This is a genomic window from Vineibacter terrae (assembly GCF_008039615.1).
In the GTDB taxonomy this organism is placed as follows: Bacteria; Pseudomonadota; Alphaproteobacteria; order Reyranellales; family Reyranellaceae; genus Vineibacter; species Vineibacter terrae.
On the sequence record NZ_VDUZ01000016.1, the window covers coordinates 1 to 18,790 of the forward strand.

Genomic DNA, 18,790 nt, shown 5'->3' on the forward strand with positions numbered 1-18,790 from the left:
GCAAAGCTCGGCGGATGGCATGTATATGAAACCAAGCCGCCGGGACCCATCACCTTCTTCAACGGCTTGACCTACTTCCGCGCCCTCGCACAAGGTTATGCCCTCAACGATCTGTAGACGCCCTAGCCCGCGAGCGGGGAGAGGAAGGGGCCCATGCCGAAGGCATGGGAAGGTGAGGGGTAGGAACGATCAGGCCATGCGGAGAGAACAGGGACTGGTCGCTCGTACCCCTCACCCTCCCATCGCTTCGCGATGGGTCCCTCCCTCTCCCCGCTGCCGCGGGGCGAGGGTGGGACGTCACTTCCCGCCGCGATCCTCGCGCCACAGGTCCAGCCGCTCCTGCACCGGCCGGTCGGAGAAGCTGAACAGCACCGCTTCCGAATCGGCGCGATGCGTCACGCGCGCCCAGCTCGGCACCACGAAGTGGTCGCGCTTCTTCCAGCGGATCGTGGTGTCGCCGATCGTGGATTCGCCGGCACCTTCGACGACCGAGAAGACGGTGCCGTCCGTCGAGCGGTAGGGCGCCGATGCGAATCCCTTGGGCAGCAATTGCATGAACGTGCCCATGGTGGCGATCGGCGCCCCGCCATTGGCCGGATTCACATAGCGCAGCTTGTGGCCGTGGCAGGCATCGGGTGGGCCATCCTTGTCGAGCCGCTCCAGCGCCTCGCGCGTGCGGGCATAGGGATAGTTGAAGATCGGTGACGTCTGGCGGCTGGCCTTCCAGTCGACCGGCAGCAGGCCGTGCGCGAAGCGGGCGTCCGAGTAGCCTTCAGGCTGGGTCACCGGCTGCTCGTCGGCGCCGTAGTTCTCCGCGAAGCCGGCGTTGAACATGGCCACCAGGGGGATGTCGAGGCCGTCCAGCCATACCATCGGCTGGGACGAATCGTTGCCATGATCGTGCCAGGTCCAGGTCGGCGTGATCACGAAATCGCCCTCGTGCATGATGGTGCGCTCGCCGTCGACGGCGGTATAGGCGCCTTCGCCTTCGACGATGAAGCGCAGCGCCGATTGCGTATGGCGATGGCTGGGCGCGATCTCGCCGGGCAGGATGAGCTGCAGGCCGGCATAGAGCGTGGGCGTGCAGCAGGCGCTGCCGCGCATGGCCGGGTTCTCCAGGATCAGCACGCGGCGCACCGCCTCCTTGGCGGTGATCAGGCTGCCGGACTCCATGAGGAAGGGGCGCACCGCGTCGTAGGACCAGTGCGCCGGCACGTATTTCGGCGCCGGCGTCGGCGGCACGAGCTGATGCAGGGACTCCCACAGGGGAGCCATGGAAAGGGCGCCGATACGCTCGTAGAAATCACGCCGCGCGTTGTTGCCGGTCGTGGGCTTCAAGGTGGCGGTCTGGGCGCTCATGGCCGTGTCCTGTGATGATGCGTTCTTGGCCGCATCTTAGGCCGGCGGCCTGCAGAGCGCCAATGCGCCGGCGCTGCTTGCAGGGAGTGCGGGCTTGAGCTTCATTGCCGGCCCAGCCGAGGAACCAGTTCATGACCATCGCAATCACGCGGCGCCGGGCGCTGGCCGCAACAGCGGCAGCCGCATGGGCATCGACGACCGCTGGCCGCGCCGTTGCGCAGGCCTATCCCAACGGGCCGATCCGCATCGTGGTGCCGTTCGCCGCCGGGTCGGCCACCGACACCGGCGCGCGCCACATTTCCGAGGGTCTCAACCGGCTGTGGGGCGTGCCGGCGGTGGTCGACAACAAGGCCGGCGGCAACGGCGCCATCGCAGCTGAGATCGTGGCGCGTGCCAAGCCGGACGGCCAGACGCTGTTCGTGACGTCGAACACGGCGGTGGCGTCGAACGTCGCGATGATGAAGTCGCTCAGCTATGACCCGCTGAAGGATTTCGAGCCTTTGACCGCAATCGGCTCGGCGCCGACCTTCCTGATGGTCCATCCCTCGCTGCCGGCGAAGAACGTGAAGGAGCTCGTCGGAATCGCCAGGCAGCAGCCGGGGAAGCTGAACTTCGCCAGCGGCAGCGCCTCGACCCGCATTGCCGGCGAGATGCTGAAATGGAAGACCGGCATCGACATCGTGCACGTGCCGTACAAGAGCACGCCGCTGGGCCTGCAGGATCTCGTGGCCGGCCACGTGCAGATCATGTTCACCGATCCGGTCACGGGGCTGCCGCAGGTGAAGGCCGGCGCCGTGCGCTGCCTGGGAACATCCTCGCGCGAACGCTATGCGCTGGCGCCGGACATCCCGACGATGATCGAGCAGGGCCTCGACGGCTTCGAGCTGGGATCGTGGACGGCCGTGTTCGCGCCGGCCGGCCTGCCGCCCGCCATTCGCGACAAGCTGCATGCCGCGCTGGTGCAGATCATCAGCGATCCGGCTTATGTGAAGCGGCAGGCCGAAAGCGGCTCATTGATCCAGCCCGGCAGCCCCGATGCGCTGCGCCGCCTGCAGCTCGCCGAGATCGAGATCTACCGCGACATCATGAAGGCGGCCGGCATCGAGCCGGAGTGACGCCGGCGAAGGCGCGCGGGAGCCCGATCCGGACCGCGCGCCTCCCGGCGCGCTCATGGAAAAAACGGCCACGTCTGATTTCGTTCCGTTGTGCCGGCCTGCGCTCTCACCATATAGGGCCCCTCTGTCGGCAGGCTTCGCGCGGAGGTGGCGATGGCGCAGGCGACTTTCAGTCATTGTTGTCGTTTTTGTCACGCGTTTCGCGGCGACGATTTCGTTTCCGGGATTGCCGCAATTGCGCAACGCGCTATCGCAGGGGGAGAATTCAGCGGTGCCCTGCCTCGCGGGCGCGGACCCGCTCGCGATGCAGGATGTAGAGGCCGGCGCCGACGAGCAGGGCGATGCCGAGCCATGCCAGGGTGTGCGGAACCTCGCCCCACACCACGTAGCCGATGATCAGGGCGCCCAGCAGTCCGGTGTAGCGGAACGCGCCGACCAGGGACGCCTCGCCGCCGCGCATGGCGATCACCACCAGGTGGTAGCCGGCCGCCAGGAACACCGATGCCGTGGCAAGCAGCGAGAGCTCATGCCAGGCGATCGGCCGCCATCCCTCGGCCACCGCCACCGGCCCGGCGACCATGGTCACCCCGAGCGTGGTGGCCAGGGTGATGACGATCGAGGGCACATGGGCGCCGATGCGGCGGGTGTAGATGTCGCGCGCGCCGTTCAGCACCGTGGCGCCGAGGCAGAGCAGCGCCCAGCCATCGAGGCCGTCGGGAGTCGGCTTTATGATCAGCAGGACGCCGGCGAAGCCGGCTGTCACGGCCGCCCAGCGCCGCCAGCCGACATGCTCGCGCAGCAGCAGCACGGCGAGCACGCAGATCGCCAGCGGCGCCGCCATGTTGATCGCGGTGGCGATCGAGATCGGCATGTTGAACAGGGCCACGAGGTAGCCGAAGGTGCACAGCACGTCGAGCAGCGCGCGGAAGGCGACGTGCGGGTCGGCAAGCCGGGGCAGGTTGCGGACCTGGCCCATGGCCATCACCGCCACGAGCACCAGCGCCGTGGCGAAGAGGCCGCGAATGAAGATGGCCTGCGCCGCCGGCATGGCCTCGGCCGCCGCCTTGATCAGGGCATCGTTGACGATGAACAGCGTCATCGCCGCCGCCATGGCGATGATGCCGCGCCGGTTGGCATCGGCCGGGTGGGCGGAGAGGGCGACAGCCGTCGACATGTCGGGGCACGATCCTAGCGGCGCGCATCGCGCGCGCCAGCGCGATGTTGCGCAACCCTGTCATTCCGGTGGGGCGAGGCCGCCGTCGCCTGCCTGGCGCGGCGCGGTCCTATGCCGTCGTGTGGCCCATCTTCAGGATCATGTCCCAATGGGCGTCGGACACCGGCTGCACCGACAGCCGCGACAGGCGCACCAGCGCCAGGTCCTTGAACTTCGGCTCGGCCTTGATGTCGGCCAGGGTCACCGGCGTCTTCAGCGGCTTCACCGTCGCGAGGTCGACCATGCCGAACTTGCCCGTCTTGTCGGTGTGGTCGGGGTAGTATTCCTTCACGACCTTGGCGATGCCGACGATCTCCTTGCCTTCGCCGGAATGATAGAAGAACGCCAGGTCGCCGACCTTCATCGCCTTCATGTTCGCGCTGGCCTGGAAGTTGCGCACGCCGCTCCAGAACGTCTGCTTGTCCTTCACGAGCTGGTCCCAGGAATAGGTGGACGGCTCGGATTTCACCAGCCAATGGGCCATATCACTCTCCCTCGCCCTTCAGTGGCCGCGCCAGCAGCGCCCGGATCGTGTCGTCGATGTCGGCGCCATCATGCAGCAGCGCCGCGACGGCGGCACAGATCGGCATCTCGACCTGGTGGCGGGCTGCCAGCGCCTGCACGATGGGGGCGGTATGGAAGCCCTCGGCCACGCTCGACCGCCCGGCCAGGAAATCGGCGGCCTTGATGCCCTGGCCGACCGCGACGCCCAGCGAGCGGTTGCGCGACAGCGGGCCGTTGCAGGTCAGGGTGAGGTCGCCCAGCCCGGCCAGGCCCGCGAGCGTCTCCAGCCGCGCGCCCATGGCCAGGCCCAGCCGTGCCATCTCGGCGAAGCCGCGGGTCAGCACGGCGGCCCGCGCATTGTCTCCCAGCTTGCGCCCCTCGACGACGCCGCAGGCGATCGCCAGCACGTTCTTGATGGCGCCGCCCAGCGCCACGCCGGTCACGTCATCGGTCCAGTAGGGCCGGAATGTCGGCGTGCGCAGCGCATGCGCCAGCGCTTCACCCAGGGCGCGGTCGGGGCTGGCCAGCGTGACCGCCGTCGGCAGCCCCTGCGCGACCTCCTCGGCGAAGGTCGGGCCGGACAGCATCGAGATCGAATGGCCGGGCAGCGCATCGGAGACGACCGCGGGCATCAGCTTCGCCGCCGCCGCCTCGATGCCCTTGGCGCAGACCACGATCGGCACCGTCGCCGGCACCAGCGGCGCCAACTGGCGCGCCACCGCGCCGGACGCCTGCGCCGGCGTTACCAGCAGGACGACGTCGCAGGACGCGAGATCAGCCAGCGCCGAAGTAGCGGTGATGCCGGCCGCGATCGTGTGTCCCGGCAGGTAGCGCTGGTTGCGGCGGGCGGTGTTGATGTCGTCGACGACTTCGGGCTCCAGCGCCCACAAGGTCACCTGACGGCCGGCCCGCTGCGCCGTCAGCGCCAGCGCCGTGCCCCAGGCGCCGCCGCCCACGATCCCGACATGTGCGTAGAGGGAGGATGGCATCTCGGGCCGGACTCAGGAGGTGCGTCGCTGCGGCGCCTGCGGGCCGCGGTTGCGGAAGAACGTGGTGAGCACGAAGCGCCGGCCGCGCGTCACCGGCAGGGCCTCGTGCAGCAGCGAGCACGAGAACACGGCCGCGGCACCGGCCTTGGGCTTGTAGCGCGTCGGCCCGTATTCCGGGAACGCCAGCTCGCCGCCATCGTAGTCCTCGTTCAGGTTCAGGGAGACTGCGAACGTGCGGTCTGCCGTCTGCGGCGTGCCGTTGTCGCGGTGGGCCCGGAAATAATGCTGCGCCTCGGCTGCATATGAGATGATGACATGCGCATCGAAGCCGAACTCGGCATCCCACGCGAACACCTTGCCCAGCTCCGGCCCGATGCGGTAGGCGAGCCGGTCGGAGATCTGCTTGTTGATGTTCTGATCGGTGACGATGTGGTCCTCGGTGCGCTTGCGGTCGGCCGCCATGACATTGCCGTAGCGGCTGGCCACGCCGCCGTCGGCGCGCTCGCCCGCCGACCACAGGTCGATCAGCGCACGGCAGAACGGCGGCTCGAACACGCGCGGCAGCATCAGCACCGGCGCCGCCGAACCGAACAGCAGTTGCTGCTCCGCCGGCCGGTCGGCGCGGGCGACGGCGATCGCGTCGCGGATGGCGGCGAGCTGCGTCTCGAGCGGGCCGGCGGCCGTCTGGCCGACAAGCCTCTGGTTGGCGTCGAGCACCAGCGTGCGCCGTGCCGGCGATGCGGTGGCGGATGCCGTATCCGGTGCCAGCAGCGGGCGCAGGAAGCGGCGCTCGGCGTCGCACAGGATGAAGGATCTGTCGACGCCCGGTATCGTGCCGACGTTCAGCGACGACGGCGCGGCGCCAATGATCATGGCGGGCGTCGCACCCTGCGCCACGGCGTCGGACAGGATCCGCATGGCGTCGTCATCGAGCGCGCGTGCGTCGGCCAGGGCGATCAGCACCACCGGCTCGCCCTGGAATGCCCACTGCAGCTTGCGCATCTGTCCATCGAGGCTCGGCAGCGGGATGTCGGGGACCCGATCGCCGGGTCGGAACGGGAAGGCAGGGCCGTTCATGCTCACACACTGAGGTTGAAGGCCACCGAGATGCGCTCGGCCGCGCCGTGATAGGGGCGCACGGCGTGCAGCATCCAGGCGGGAAACATGACCATGCGGCCGGCGCGGGGCGGGATGGTCTCGCAGGCGCCCATCGAACGGCCGCCGGGCACGGTCCAGGCAAGATGGGGCGCGTACATCGCTGGCGCCGCGCCGCGCGGATCCATGAACTCCAGCTCGCCGCCCAGCGACGGATCCGTTCCGATGCCGCCGTCCTCGACGTAGTAGACGCCCGACCAGAAGCTGCCGGGATGGAAATGAAACTCGTTGCCGTGGCCGGCGCGGTTCACGTTGGCCCAGATGTTGGACTTCCATGTGATCGGCACGGGACGGCCCTGGCGATCGCAGGTGAGGCCGTTGGCGACGCCGCGGGCCACGTCGAGCAGCCGTGCCGCGGCGCCGCCGCCCCAGCGTTCCATGTCCCAGCTCGATTGCCAGCCGCCGAGGTTGCTGTGCTGCGTGCTGGGCGTCGCCTTCTCCTGCGCCAGGATCACGGCCTTGAGCTCGGCGTTGAGCGCGGCGGCGCCGGGAACGTCCACCACGGCGATGGGCGTGGCGAACAGCGGCGCGACTTCGACTTTCGGGGCAGCAGACGACATGGCGGCAGCCTACACCTTCACGCCGGCGCCGACACCGGTCCTGCCGATCGCGGCGGTTGCCGCCGGGTCGAGCGGCCAGCGCGGCCGCGGGGCGACGTCGAGGCCGTCGACCAGCCCCAGCCGCAGCCGCTCGATGCCGGCCCAGGCGATCATCGCTGCGTTGTCGGTGCAAAGTGCCGGCGGCGGCGCCACGAGGCGCGCGCCGCATGAAGCCGCGACATCTGCCAGCCGCGCCCGCAGGTGCTGGTTGGCGGCGACGCCGCCTGCCACCACCAGCGGCACGGGCGTGTCGGGAGGGAGGCCGCAGGTGGTGCGGAACATGTCGAAGGCATGACGGCAGCGGTCGACCAGGATGTCGCCCACGGTGCGCTGGAAGCTCGCCGCCAGGTCGGCGATCGCGCGCGGATCGTCCTTCGGCAGGCCTGCGGCGGCTAGCCGCACCGCCGTTTTCAGGCCGGAGAACGAGAAATCGCAGCCCGGCTTGCGCCACAGTGGGCGTGGCAGGTCGAATTTCGCCGGATCGCCATCGCGTGCGGCGCGCTCGACGGCGGGCCCGCCGGGAAAGCCCAGGCCCAGCAGCTTGGCCGTCTTGTCGAAGGCTTCGCCGACAGCATCGTCGATGGTGGTGCCCAGGCGCCTGTAGCGCCCGACTCCCTGGACCGCCAGGAGCTGGCAGTGTCCGCCCGAGACCAGCAGCAGCAGGAAAGGGAAGGCGACCGGCTCGACCAGGCGCGTGGTGAGCGCGTGGCCTTCGAGGTGGTTGACGGCCAGGAACGGCTTGTCATGCGCCAGCGCGATCGCCTTGGCCGTCATCACGCCCACGATCACGCCACCGATCAGGCCGGGCCCCGCCGTCGCGGCGACGCCGTCGAGGTCGGCGAAGCCGACACCGGCATCGGCCAGCGCGCGGGCCACCATGCCGTCGATGCGCTCGAGATGGGCGCGGGCAGCGATTTCCGGCACCACGCCGCCGAACGGCCGGTGCTCGCTGAGCTGGGCGTAGATCGCGTTGGCACGAATCCGGCCCACCGGCGTGCCCGGCGTCGGGTCGGCCTCGACCACGGCGGCCGCCGTCTCATCACAGCTTGTCTCGATTCCCAGCACCAGCATCAAGTCAGCCCATCTGGCAGAGCCGACCTTGTAGCCGCTGCCGCGGCCTCTGGCCACTTTCGCGGGACGCGGCGGAAGGCTACACCCTTTTGCATGACGTCCCCTGTTCTTCGCATCGGCACACGCGGCAGCAAGCTGGCCCTGGCTCAGGCAACGCTGGTATGTGACGCCCTGAAGGCGGCCCATCCGGCGCTGGCGCGCGATGGCGCCCTCGAGATCGTCGCGATCCGCACCACGGGTGATCGCGAGCAGGCGCGCAAGCTGTCGGAAATCGGCGGCAAGGGCCTCTTCACCAAGGAGATCGAGGAGCAGCTGCTGGACGGTTCGGTCGATATCGGCGTGCACAGCACCAAGGACATGCCGACGCTGCAGCCGGATGGACTGGCCCTGGCGGCGTTCCTGCCGCGCGAGGATCCGCGCGACGTGTTGATCGCGCGCGGCGATGCGCGCGCGATCGCCGATCTGAAGAAGGGAGCCACCGTCGCAACCGTGGCGCTGCGCCGTCAGGCGCTGCTGCTGCATCGCCGGCCCGACCTGAGGGTCGAGCCGATCCGCGGCAATGTCGACACGCGGCTGCGCAAGCTTCAGGACGGCGCCGCCGATGCGCTGATCCTGGCACGGGCCGGACTCAATCGGCTGGGCCGCGGCGATGTCGGCGTGGTGATCCCCGTCGACGAGATGCTGCCGGCGGTGGGCCAGGGCGCCGTGTGCATCGAATGCCGCAGCGACGATGGGCGGGTGCGCGATCTGCTGGCCGCGATCGACCATCAGGCGACGGCGCGCTGCGTGCGCGCCGAGATCGCGATGCTGCGCGTGCTCGATGGCTCGTGCCGCACGCCGATCGCCGGCCATGCCGTGCTCGACGGCGGGCAGCTCTGGCTGCGGGCGCTGGTGGCGCGGCCCGATGGCAGCGAGGTGATCGCCACCGAGCGGCGTGGCGCTGCCGGTGACGGCGACGCGCTGGGCGTCGATGCCGGCGAGGAGCTGCGGCGCCGCGCCGGCCCCGGCTTCTTCGGCTGAGCCGCGCGCGATGCGCGTCCTCATCACGCGGCCCGAGCCCGAGGCGCAGTCTTTCGCCGAGCAGCTGAGCGCGCGTGGGCACGAGGCGCTGCTGGCGCCCATGCTGAGCGTGGTGATCCTGCCGGTGCCGGACGGGCTTGCCGATCAGCTGGCAGCGGCTCAGGCGGTCCTGCTCACCAGCATCAACGGCGCGCGGGCGCTGGCGCAGGCCACCAAGGTGCGCGGCTATCGCATCATGGCGGTCGGCGATGCGACGGCCGACGCCGCGCGCCAGCTCGGGTTCACGGACGTGGTGTCGGCCAGCGGCGACGGGCGGACATTGATCGCTTTCGTGTCGCGGCGGCTGTCGCCGGCGGATGGCCGGCTGATCCATGCCGGCGGCGCCGTGAAGGCTGGCGACATCGCCGGCGTCCTGCGGACGGCAGGCTTCACTGTCGACGACGTCGTGCTCTACGAGACACGCAACGTCGATGCCTTGCCCCGCGAGATCGTGCAGGCCATCGAGGACGGGCGCGTCGACGCAGTCACGTTTTTTTCGCCACGCACGGCGCAGGCCTTTGTTAAGGTGGCCGAGCAGACCGGCATCGCGCCGTTCCTGGCGCGGACGGTTGCCGTGGCCATCAGTCCGGCCGCGCTGGCTGGCGCCGATGGCATTTCGTGGCGTGCGCGGATTGCTGCGCGCACGCCGACCCAGGACGGTGTCCTCGCTTCCCTCGATGCGGTGACGCCACCACGAACGGGATCGCCGACAATGAGCGACGACAAGAAGTCGACTGCCCCCGAGGCAGATGCTGGCGACAAGATCCAACCGACCGAAGCGGCAGACGACAACGCGGTGGCGGCAGCCGGCACGCAGGCGGCTTCTCACGCTCCAGCGCCGCGCCGCGGCGTGGGCGTCGTCGGTGCCTTCATCAGCGGCCTCGTCGCATCGGTCGTCGTCCTCGGCGGCGCGTTGGCCGTCTACGAGGCGCGGCCGCAGGCGGTGCGCCAGTTCTTTGCGCCAACTGCGCAGGATGCCGGCAACGCACCGGTGTCGCGGGAGACATTGGCCGGTTCCTTGAAGCCGCTGGATGAACGCCTGGCGCAGCTCGAGGCCAAGGCACGGGCGCTCGACACGGTTGCAGCCCAGGCAGCCCAGCTCAAGGAGCTGCAGGACAAGCTGGCGGCGCAGGGGAGCCGGCTGGCCGCGATGCAGGACCTCGCTGCGAAGGTCGATGGTCTTGGCAAGAGTGGTGACGTGGAGGCGGCGGCGCGCATCGCGGCCGATATCGCGCAAGCCCGCCAGGAGCTGGCGACGCTGCGATCCGATATGGCGACGCTGAAGAATCGGCAGGAGGCGGCGGACACGACGATCCGCTCATTGACGGACCGGGCTGCCGCGCCGGGCGCCACGACGAGCGATGTCCCGGCCGATGTGGCGCGCCAGGTCGCGGTCCTGATGGATCGCCTCGACCGGCTCGAGAAGCGCGAGGCCCAGGTCAGCGGCACGTTGAGTGGCGTCGTCGACAGCGCCGCGCTCGCGCGCGCGGTCGGCGAGGCCGAGGCACGGCTGCGCGATCAGCTTGCACGCAACACGACCGAGATCGAACGCACGCGCGGCATGACGGCAGCGTTGACGGAGCGCGTGACCGCCGTCGAGAAGGACGTGACCGCGAAGCTCGACGCCGTGCGCCAGGACGTCGCCTCGCGCGGCGACAGCGACCGGCGCGCCGGCGACAACGGCCGAGCCGCGGCCGCGTTGGGCATCGCCACGCGGCTGCGCCAGGCGATCGATGCCGGCGGTCCGTTCGTGGCCGACGCCGACTTGCTGAAGCCGCTGGCCGCCGGTGATCCGGCCATCGCCGCCATCCAGGGCGAGCTGGCGCCGTTCGCGTCCGCCGGTGTTGCCACCCGCCGGACGCTGGCCGGCGCGTTTCCCGAGATGGCGCGCCGCGTGCTGGCAGCGGACGTCGCCGACGACTCCTGGGGAGAACGCCTGCTGGGCAAGCTCAAGCAGCTCGTGTCGATACGCCGCGTCGGCGACGATGTCGTCGGCGCGACGCCGGAGGCGATCCTGGCGCGCGCCGAGGCGGCGATCGAGGCTGGCGATATCGCCAAGGCCGTGGCCGAGATGAAGGGGTTGAAGAGCCCCGCCATCGATCCGGCGCGCGACTGGCTGGCGCGCGCCGATGCCTATCTCGCGGCCCAGCGCGCCGTCGATCGGCTTAGCCTTCACGGCATCGGCCTGCTGTCGCGGGCCGACTCCAAGTAACGCGGCGGCTGGAGCACGATACGCATGACCCTTGTGCGGACCCTGGTCTGGTTTGTGCTGCTTGTTGTGGCCATGACCCTCGCCGTCTGGCTGGTGGAACGGCCCGGCGTGGTGACGGTGCAATGGCACGGCTGGCGGCTCGACACCAGCGTCGGCGTGGTGCTGATCGTGATCGTCGTGCTCTGCGTGCTGGCGGCGCTGCTCTATGCGCTGTGGCGCTGGCTCGCCGGCGCGCCGTCCACCGTGTTCGACATCTGGGGCGAGTCGCGCCGTCGCAAGGGCTATCGCGCGCTGACGCAGGGCATGGTCGCGGTCGCTGCCGGTGATGCGGCCGAGGCGCAGCGTTGCGCCCGGCTGGCCGAGAAGCTGCTCGAGGAGCCGCCGCTGACGCGCCTGCTGTCGGCCCAGGCGGCCCAGCTTGCCGGCGACCGTGATGCCGCGCAGCGTTATTTCGCGGCCATGCTCGACGATCCGCAGATGGCCTTCCTCGGGTTGCGCGGGCTCATGATGCAGTCGCTGAAGGATGGCAATTCGAGCAAGGCGCTGGCCTATGCCGAGCAGGCCTTCCAGCGCCGGCCCGACACGCCGTGGGTCGTGCGCTCGCTGTTCGACATGCAGGCGCAGGCCGGCAAATGGAGCGCGGCGCAGGAGACCCTGCAGGTCGGGCTGAAGCGCAAGATCGTCGATCCGGAGCGCGGCCGCACGCTCAGCGCCCTGCTGCTGGTCGAGCGCAGCCGCGCCGCCGAGCGCGGCGGCGCCGACCAGGATGCCGTCGACCATGCCAGGGCGGCGCTGGCGCTGGCGCCGGAACGCGAGCCCGTGGCCTATCGTTACGCCGAGCTGCTGATCAAGCGTGGTGACGGCAGGAAGGCGATGAAGGCGATCGAGCGCGCCTGGCCGGTGTCGCCACATCCCGATCTGGCGCAGCTCTACCTCGCGGCTGCCGGCGAGAAGGATGCGCTCAAGCGGGTGCAGGCCCTCAGTCGCCTGACGGCCGGCAACCCCGATGATCTCGACAGCCGCATTGCGCTGGCCCGCGAATGCCTGGAGGCGCGGCTATGGGGTGAAGCCCGGCGCCATCTCGTGGCGGCCGGCGCCGAGCGGCCGGATGCGCCGACGCGGCTGTGCCGGCTCATGGCCGACCTGGAGGAGCAGGAGTACGGCGACGGCGAGAAGGTGCGCCAATGGCTGGCGCGCGCCGCCGACTCGCCGGGCGACCGGCAGTGGCGCTGCCGCAGCTGCGGCGCGGTCCACGACAGGTGGCTGGCCGTCTGCGATTCCTGCGCCGCCTTCGGCACCACCGAATGGCAGATGCCGCCGCCGTCATCCCATGCCGTGGCGGCGGCCGCAGCCACCAGCACGCTGCGCCTGCGCCCCGAGCAGGAGGTCCTGCCGCCGGATCCGCCGGCCGAGGCGAAAGCGCCGGCATCCTGAATCTCGCCGGCGAGTCACTTCAGCACGAAGCGGCGTATGTCGGCCGCGCTGCGGTCGGGGACTTCCTCCATCGGCACATGCGCGGCATCGGGATAGACCAGCAGCGTGCTGTCCGCGATATCGTGCTGTAGCCGCCTGGCATCGGCCGCCGGAACCCAACGGTCCTGCGCGCCCCACAGGATCAAGGTCGGGAGCGCAAGCGACTTCAGCGGCGCCGGGTCCAGGCGCGTCGCGTGACGCAGGCGTTGCAGCGTCGCCGCGCGATTGCCGTCGCGGCGCAGCAGGTCGTGGTAGCGGCGCACATCGGCTGGATCGAGCTTGTCCGGATCGGCATAGGTCTCGCGCAACGTGCGTGCGGCCAGCCAGCGCGGCTTCAGCATCGTGACGATCTCGCCGAGGACGGGCGCCTGCGCCAGGCGCAGCGACAATGGCGGCGCGCCGTCGCGGGGATAGGCGGCGGTGTCGATCAGCACGAGATGCGTCACGCGCTGCCGGTGCCGTGCAGCCAGGGTCCACGCCACGGCACCACCCATCGAATGGCCGACGGCGACGAAGCGCGGGATGTCCAGCCTGTCGGCGATCTGCACGACGAGGTCGGCATAGGCCGGGATGGAATAGTCGCCGCGCGGCCAGGGGCCAGTCAGGCCGTGACCCGGCAGGTCGAGGCTCACCAGGCGGGCACTGTCGGCCAGACGCCGCGCCCATGGTTCCCAGACCTGCAGCGATCCGTTGGAGCCGTGCAGCAGGATCAGCGTCGGGCCTCGCCTGCTGCCCTCGTCGCGGACATGGATCGCGGCGCCATCGATGTCGATGAATTGCGAGCGCGGCGAGGCGTAGCGGGATTTCAGCGTCTCCACCGGGATGTCGGGCGTGTAGAGCACGGCGCCGGCGACCAACATCAGGGTGATGGCCGCGCCGGCAGCGAGGCCCGGCCAGCGTCCTCTCACGTTGCGGCCGGTGGCGGCCGGACCGCCGGCGGCGGCACTGCCGCCAGCGCGATCCCGGCCTCGGCCAGGCCGGCCAGGATGGAGCGGTTGAGCGCGTTCTGTGCGGCCACGGTATTGGCGACGTTGTCGACATGGGCGCGCAGCTCGAACTCCAGGCCGACCGGGCTGATCGTCTTGAACATCACCAGCGCGCGCGGCACGGCGACGGTGTGCGGGTTGTCCTCGGCGGCCTGGCGCAGGATCGCCTCGACCTTGTCGGCGTCGCTGCCATGGACGACGCTGATCGGCAGGTCGATCCGGCCGACATTGTCGGCGTAGGTCCAGTTGACGACGGCGCTCTGCAGGAACTCGCTGTTGGGCACGATGACCATGGCCCGCTGCCCGGTCTCGATCTCCGTGGCGCGGACATTGATGCGCCGCACGATGCCCTCGTGCCGGCCGACGATCACCCGGTCGCCGACCTTGATCGGCCGCTCCAGCAGCAGCACCACGCCGGAGATCGTGTTGTTGGCCAGGTTCTGCAAGCCCAGGCCGATACCGACGGACAAGGCGCCGACGATCAGGGCAAGGTTGGTGAAGTCGATGCCCAGCGCCGAGATCGCCAGCAGCACGGCGGCGATGAAGCCGACATAGTTGACCATCGAATCGATGGTCAGCCGGATGTCGTCCTGCATGTTCAGCGACGGCAGGAACCGCTCGCGCAGCCCGCGGCGGGCAAGCCGGACCGCCGTGATCGCCGCCACGAACACCAGCAGCGCCACGACCATGTCGATCGGCGAGATCCGGTGCTGGCCGATGGAGAAGCCGGTCAGCAGCCGCTTGGCCTTGTCGAGGATGTCGTCGAGGTCGGCGCCCCAGAGGACCGGCACGAGCACGCAGACGATGACCAGCAGCAGCAGGTCGGCCAGCATCACGATGGCGAAGGGGCCATGGATGGGGGCGTCGGGGGCCAGGCCGAAGACGCGGCGCAGCCAGCGCCCGGGCGGCGTGTCGGGTGCGCCGGCGGCGTGCACCACGTCACGGACAAGCGCGTGCACGATCATGGCGATCACCACGACCAGCACCGACCCGAGCAGCGCGCTGCTGGCGTGGACGGCCAGCGCCGTGTAGCCCAGCAGCGCCGCCACCACGATCGCGATCAGCAGCACGCTCAGCCCCAGCCGGCCCAGCAGCCAGGGATAGCCGCCGATCAGCCGGGGCGTGTCGCCCTCGGCGACCTCGCTCGATTGCCAGGCGTCGGATCGCAGCGCCGGCTGTCCGAAGGCGAGCAGGCCGACCGCGACAGCAAAACCAAGGACTGAAGCCAAGCGCGCCACCTCGACCGTGCCGCCGGGCAGCTGCAGCAGCCAGAACGCCGTGATCGGTCCGGCAAGGGAAACGAACCCGGCCAGGCGCTGGATGCGAGCGCAGAACACCTCGGCGCTGTGGGCGGAGAACGGCAGCAGCCGCCATGTCGGCCGGCGCGGCGTGAGGCTCGCTTCCGAGAGGCCGTAGACGACCAGGAAGAAGATCGCATTGTAGGCCACGTTGAGCAGCGTGGTCAGCGCCGGGCGCATCGCCTCGGGCGACGCCTCGACCGAGGGCAGCCAGGACACTGCCAGCAGGACTCCCAGCACCGGCAACGCCACCATGCCGACGCCGTCGAGCAGCGCCGCGATCGCCCGCTCGCGATAGGACGGCTCGGTGATCGCCTGGCCGCGGCCATGGTAGTGCCGCAGCCAGACCAGCCCGAGCCAGCAGATGGCCAGGCCGATCACGCTGGCGATGGTGCGGCCGCGGTGCTCGGCATCCTTCAGGGCCGCGGTCATCGCGCCCGAATCGGCCAGCGCGCGCCACGCTTCCATCTGCGTCTTCCAGGCGAAATCAATATCGTCGCCGAGGCGCAGCCATGTCGATGGTGCAAGCGGCGGGTGCTTGCGCCTCAGGACGATGCGGGCAAACTGGTCGCTGCGCGCCTTGGCGATCTGCGCCGTGAGCTGATCGGCCCGGGCGATGATCAGCTCCGCCTGCTTCACGCGTGCGTCGACCAGCGCCAGATTGGCGCGCAGTCGATCGCGCTGCGCCTTGAGCGCCTCCGATTCGGGCGCCTGGTCCGTGGGTGGCGCGTCGGGCGTCTTGGTGCCCAGCGCCGGGTCGGGGCGTGCCTCCAGTGGCGCCAGCAGGGTGCGCAGCGAGCTTCCCTCGTCGCGGGCCTGCTCGGCCGCCCGGGAAGCGGCCTGGCGGATCATGGTCGTCTCGTTGCGCAAGCGCTCGATCTCGGCATCGATCAGGTTGGGCCGCCCGGCTTCCTGCGCGATCTGGTCCAGCGCCCGCGTCCATGTCTCGACCATCAGGCCGAAAGGCCGCTGCTCGCCACTCGATGGCGGCGGTGACGCCTGCCCCAGGACGACCGCGGGAAACGCCAGCCACAGCACGCCGATCAGGATGAAGCGCAGGAGCTTGGTCATGGATGCAAATTGTGGAATAGCCAGATATGGACCGGCAACGTGCCACCTTTGCGGCCGCATTGCAGCAGCACACATCCATCCAATGACGGCAACCTTGCAGCAGGCTTGAGGGTGCGAGCGAGATGCCGCCGGTTATCTCGGCAGCTTTTCGTTTCCACCGGGTGCGGACCCGGCCTCCAGGATGGCGGTCAGCGCGGAGGCCTCGGTGACCGGCGCCGAGCAAGCCATGTTGCGGCAGACATAGGCGGTTGGCCGGCCGCCGATCATGCCCTTGCCGGCGGCGGGGTGCCCGGCCGGCAGGGCTGCGTCGGGGGGCAGCAGGCGGATCACCTTGTCCGGCAGCGAGCGGCCATGGACGGCGGCTGTGAGGGCATGCGTGGCCGAGTCGTTCGGCGGGCCGACGATCACGATCTCGACCATCGCCTGCAGCAGCTCGGCGTTGTTCATCAGGGTCATCAACGGGAAGAAATTGCGCTCGACCTCTCCTGCGAAGGCGGCAATCACGCGCTCGGCCCGGTCGCGATAGCGCTGCTCGCCGGTCAGGGACCACAAGCGTGCCAGCACGCCGACCATGGTGCCGTTGCCCGACGGCACGGCGCTGTCATGCGCGTCGGTGCGGCGCACGATCACGTCCGAAGCATCCGCCGCGGTGAAGAAATAGCCACCGGCGTCGCCATCGCCGAAATGCGTGTCGAGGACTTCCGTCAGGCTCGCCGCGGCGTCGAGATAGCGCCCTTCGCCGCCGGTCTCGAACAGCGCCAGCGCCGCGCGTGCCATGTTGGCGTGGTCGTCGAGCGTGCCACGGTGCTTGGCGATGCCCTTGCGCCAGGAGTGAAACAGCCGTCCGTCATCGCCGCGCATGGACCAGATCGTGTCGAAGGCGCGGGTGGCCGCTTCGCGCCATGCCGGGCGATCGAAGACCGCTGCCGCGTTGGCCAGGGCGGCGATCATCAGGCCGTTCCAGTCGGCCAGCACCTTGTCGTCCCAGCCCGGCCAGACGCGCGTATCGCGCACGGCCTTGAGCCTGGCGCGCAACATTGCCAGCCGCGCTTCGTCGTCCTCGGACAGCAGCGCCGGCTTGCGGTTGCGATGCAGGATATTGGCGCCGTGCTCCCAGTTGCCGTCCGGACGCACGTCGTAGACCTGGCGGAAGAACGCAGCATCGGCTTCGCCGAGCACGGCGTCGATCTCGGCGGCACGCCAGACGTAGAACTTGCCTTCCTCGCCCTCGCTGTCGGCGTCATAGGTCGCCGCGAAGGCGCCGTTGGCCGCGACCATCTCACGCAGCACCCAGTCGCAGGTCTCGGCGATTCGCAGGCGGTAGAGCGGGCTCTTCGTCTCCTGCCAGACCAGGGTCAGCAGTTCGACAAGCTGCGCATTGTCGTAGAGCATCTTCTCGAAATGCGGGATCAGCCATTCGGCGTCGGTCGCGTAGCGCGCGAAGCCGCCGCCGAGGTGATCGTAGATGCCGCCCTGGCACACGCGATCCAGCGTCACCGTCACGGCGTCGAGCAGGGCCGCCTCGCGCCGGCCGCCGGCGAGCCAGCTGCGCCATAGCCGCTCGAAAACGGTTGTGTTGGGAAATTTCGGCGCCTGGCCGATGCCGCCCCAGATCGGGTCGACCTCCCGCGCCAGCCGTGTCGCGACCTGGGCGAACAGGGCCGGCGGCAGCGCCGTCGTCCCCGGCGCGACCTCGACGGCCTGGCCGCGTGCCCGCTCGCGCAGCGCGGTCAGCAGCGCCTCGCGATTCTGCTCGATCGCATCCTTCTTGTCGCGATACGCGCTGGCGACGCTGCGCAGGATGTCGGCGAATGCCGGCCGTCCATACCTGGCCGGCTGCGGGAAATAAGTGCCGCCCCAGAAGGGCTCGCCGGCCGGCGTGCAGAACATGGTCAGCGGCCAGCCGCCTTGCTGGCCCAGCAGCGCCAGCGCCTGCTGGTAGATCGTGTCGATGTCGGGACGCTCCTCGCGGTCGACCTTGATGTTGATGAACAGCGTGTTCATCGCCGCGGCGACGTCGTCGGACTCGAAGCTCTCGTGCGCCATCACATGGCACCAGTGGCAGGCGGCGTAGCCGATCGACAGCAGGATCGGCCGGTCCAGCCGCCGGGCCTCGGCCAGCGCCGCGTCACCCCACGGCCACCAGTGCACGGGGTTGTCCGCGTGCTGCAGCAGGTAGGGGCTGGTCTCGTCGGCTAGCCGATTTCGGCCGGCGATGGTGCTCATCACAGCCTCCCTGAAGCAGCCCGGCATCGCGATGGCCGGGCAACGGCCGCCCTGCCGCCGGGTTCCGGCGAGGCGATCCGTCGCCATAGCACGCCCCCGGTCCGGCGCCAGCCGCCGTCGTCGGTGTCCTGGCAGGGGGCCGGTGTCTGGCGCCGGCGCCCGTCGTCGCCTAATCTGCGGCCGCCGACTGGAGGCACCGCAATGAAAGTCAATGTACAGATCGACTGCACGCCGGAGGAAGCCCGCTCCTTTTTCGGGCTGCCGGACCTCAAGCCGATGCAGGACCGCATCCTGGCCGAGATCGAGCAGCGCATGAAATCCAGCCTCAACGCCATGGACCCGTCGGAAATCTTCAAGACGTGGCTGCCGGCGTCCATGCAGGGTGTCGAGCAGATGCAGCAAGTGCAGCAGATGTTCTGGCAGAACCTGGCGGCGATGGCCGGCAGCCAGAAGAAGTGAC

15 protein-coding genes are annotated in these 18,790 nt (G+C 70.0%); 5 read left to right on the forward strand and 10 right to left on the reverse strand.

Going from position 1 to position 18,790, the window contains the following annotated elements:
- Nucleotides 1–297: 297 nt before the first annotated feature.
- Complete coding sequence (gene gtdA, locus FHP25_RS15275; protein ID WP_147847811.1) at nucleotides 298–1,359, reverse strand: gentisate 1,2-dioxygenase; 1,062 nt, start codon at nucleotides 1,357–1,359, stop codon at nucleotides 298–300.
- A gap of 131 nt (nucleotides 1,360–1,490) precedes the next feature.
- Between gtdA and FHP25_RS15280 the strand changes: the two genes are divergently transcribed.
- Nucleotides 1,491–2,474 (forward strand): Bug family tripartite tricarboxylate transporter substrate binding protein, encoded by a 984-nt coding sequence (locus tag FHP25_RS15280; RefSeq protein ID WP_147847812.1) that lies wholly within the window; start codon nucleotides 1,491–1,493, stop codon nucleotides 2,472–2,474.
- A 265-nt stretch (nucleotides 2,475–2,739) separates the two neighbouring features.
- Here the strand turns inward: FHP25_RS15280 and FHP25_RS15285 are convergent, their stop codons facing one another.
- From FHP25_RS15285 to tsaD, 6 genes are all read right to left on the reverse strand, one after another.
- Nucleotides 2,740–3,648, reverse strand: coding sequence for a DMT family transporter (locus FHP25_RS15285; protein WP_147847813.1), 909 nt, complete (start codon nucleotides 3,646–3,648; stop codon nucleotides 2,740–2,742).
- Between the two features lie 109 nt (nucleotides 3,649–3,757).
- On the reverse strand, nucleotides 3,758–4,171 hold the full coding sequence (locus FHP25_RS15290) for an EVE domain-containing protein (protein ID WP_147847814.1): 414 nt from the start codon (nucleotides 4,169–4,171) through the stop codon (nucleotides 3,758–3,760).
- Nucleotide 4,172: 1 nt separating this feature from the next.
- The gene (locus tag FHP25_RS15295; RefSeq protein ID WP_147847815.1) at nucleotides 4,173–5,180 is read right to left on the reverse strand and encodes an NAD(P)H-dependent glycerol-3-phosphate dehydrogenase; all 1,008 of its coding nucleotides are present in this window, start codon (nucleotides 5,178–5,180) and stop codon (nucleotides 4,173–4,175) included.
- A gap of 12 nt (nucleotides 5,181–5,192) precedes the next feature.
- On the reverse strand, nucleotides 5,193–6,257 hold the full coding sequence (locus FHP25_RS15300) for a 2OG-Fe(II) oxygenase family protein (protein WP_147847816.1): 1,065 nt from the start codon (nucleotides 6,255–6,257) through the stop codon (nucleotides 5,193–5,195).
- A 2-nt stretch (nucleotides 6,258–6,259) separates the two neighbouring features.
- Nucleotides 6,260–6,895, reverse strand: a complete 636-nt coding sequence (locus FHP25_RS15305; RefSeq protein WP_147847817.1) for a TIGR02466 family protein — start codon at nucleotides 6,893–6,895, stop codon at nucleotides 6,260–6,262.
- Between the two features lie 9 nt (nucleotides 6,896–6,904).
- Nucleotides 6,905–8,005 (reverse strand): tRNA (adenosine(37)-N6)-threonylcarbamoyltransferase complex transferase subunit TsaD, encoded by a 1,101-nt coding sequence (gene tsaD, locus FHP25_RS15310; protein WP_147847818.1) that lies wholly within the window; start codon nucleotides 8,003–8,005, stop codon nucleotides 6,905–6,907.
- Nucleotides 8,006–8,098: 93 nt separating this feature from the next.
- Here tsaD and hemC point away from each other — a divergent pair, with 93 nt between their 5' ends.
- The 3 genes from hemC to FHP25_RS15325 are packed head-to-tail and all read left to right on the forward strand — an operon-like array spanning nucleotide 8,099 to nucleotide 12,710.
- The gene (hemC, locus tag FHP25_RS15315) at nucleotides 8,099–9,025 is read left to right on the forward strand and encodes a hydroxymethylbilane synthase (RefSeq protein WP_147847819.1); all 927 of its coding nucleotides are present in this window, start codon (nucleotides 8,099–8,101) and stop codon (nucleotides 9,023–9,025) included.
- A gap of 10 nt (nucleotides 9,026–9,035) precedes the next feature.
- A complete protein-coding gene (locus FHP25_RS15320) occupies nucleotides 9,036–11,276 on the forward strand; it encodes a uroporphyrinogen-III synthase (RefSeq protein WP_178133549.1) in 2,241 nt (746 codons plus the stop codon).
- A gap of 24 nt (nucleotides 11,277–11,300) precedes the next feature.
- A complete protein-coding gene (locus FHP25_RS15325) occupies nucleotides 11,301–12,710 on the forward strand; it encodes a heme biosynthesis protein HemY (protein WP_147847821.1) in 1,410 nt (469 codons plus the stop codon).
- Nucleotides 12,711–12,724: 14 nt separating this feature from the next.
- On the opposite strand, the gene FHP25_RS15330 is transcribed toward FHP25_RS15325, so the two are convergent.
- The 3 genes from FHP25_RS15330 to FHP25_RS15340 all read right to left on the reverse strand — a co-directional run bounded on the left by FHP25_RS15330 (nucleotide 12,725) and on the right by FHP25_RS15340 (nucleotide 18,330).
- Nucleotides 12,725–13,657: an alpha/beta fold hydrolase gene (locus tag FHP25_RS15330; protein WP_147847822.1), complete on the reverse strand. Its 933-nt coding sequence runs from the start codon at nucleotides 13,655–13,657 to the stop codon at nucleotides 12,725–12,727.
- Entirely contained in the window at nucleotides 13,654–16,104 is a 2,451-nt protein-coding gene (locus FHP25_RS15335; protein WP_178133550.1) for a DUF3772 domain-containing protein, read from the reverse strand. Before FHP25_RS15335 ends, FHP25_RS15330 begins: the two co-directional genes overlap by 4 nt.
- 132 nt (nucleotides 16,105–16,236) lie before the next feature.
- Entirely contained in the window at nucleotides 16,237–18,330 is a 2,094-nt protein-coding gene (locus FHP25_RS15340) for a thioredoxin domain-containing protein (RefSeq protein WP_147847824.1), read from the reverse strand.
- Between the two features lie 201 nt (nucleotides 18,331–18,531).
- Between FHP25_RS15340 and FHP25_RS15345 the strand changes: the two genes are divergently transcribed.
- On the forward strand, nucleotides 18,532–18,789 hold the full coding sequence (locus FHP25_RS15345; RefSeq protein WP_147847825.1) for a DUF6489 family protein: 258 nt from the start codon (nucleotides 18,532–18,534) through the stop codon (nucleotides 18,787–18,789).
- The last annotated feature ends 1 nt before the right edge of the window (nucleotide 18,790 follow it).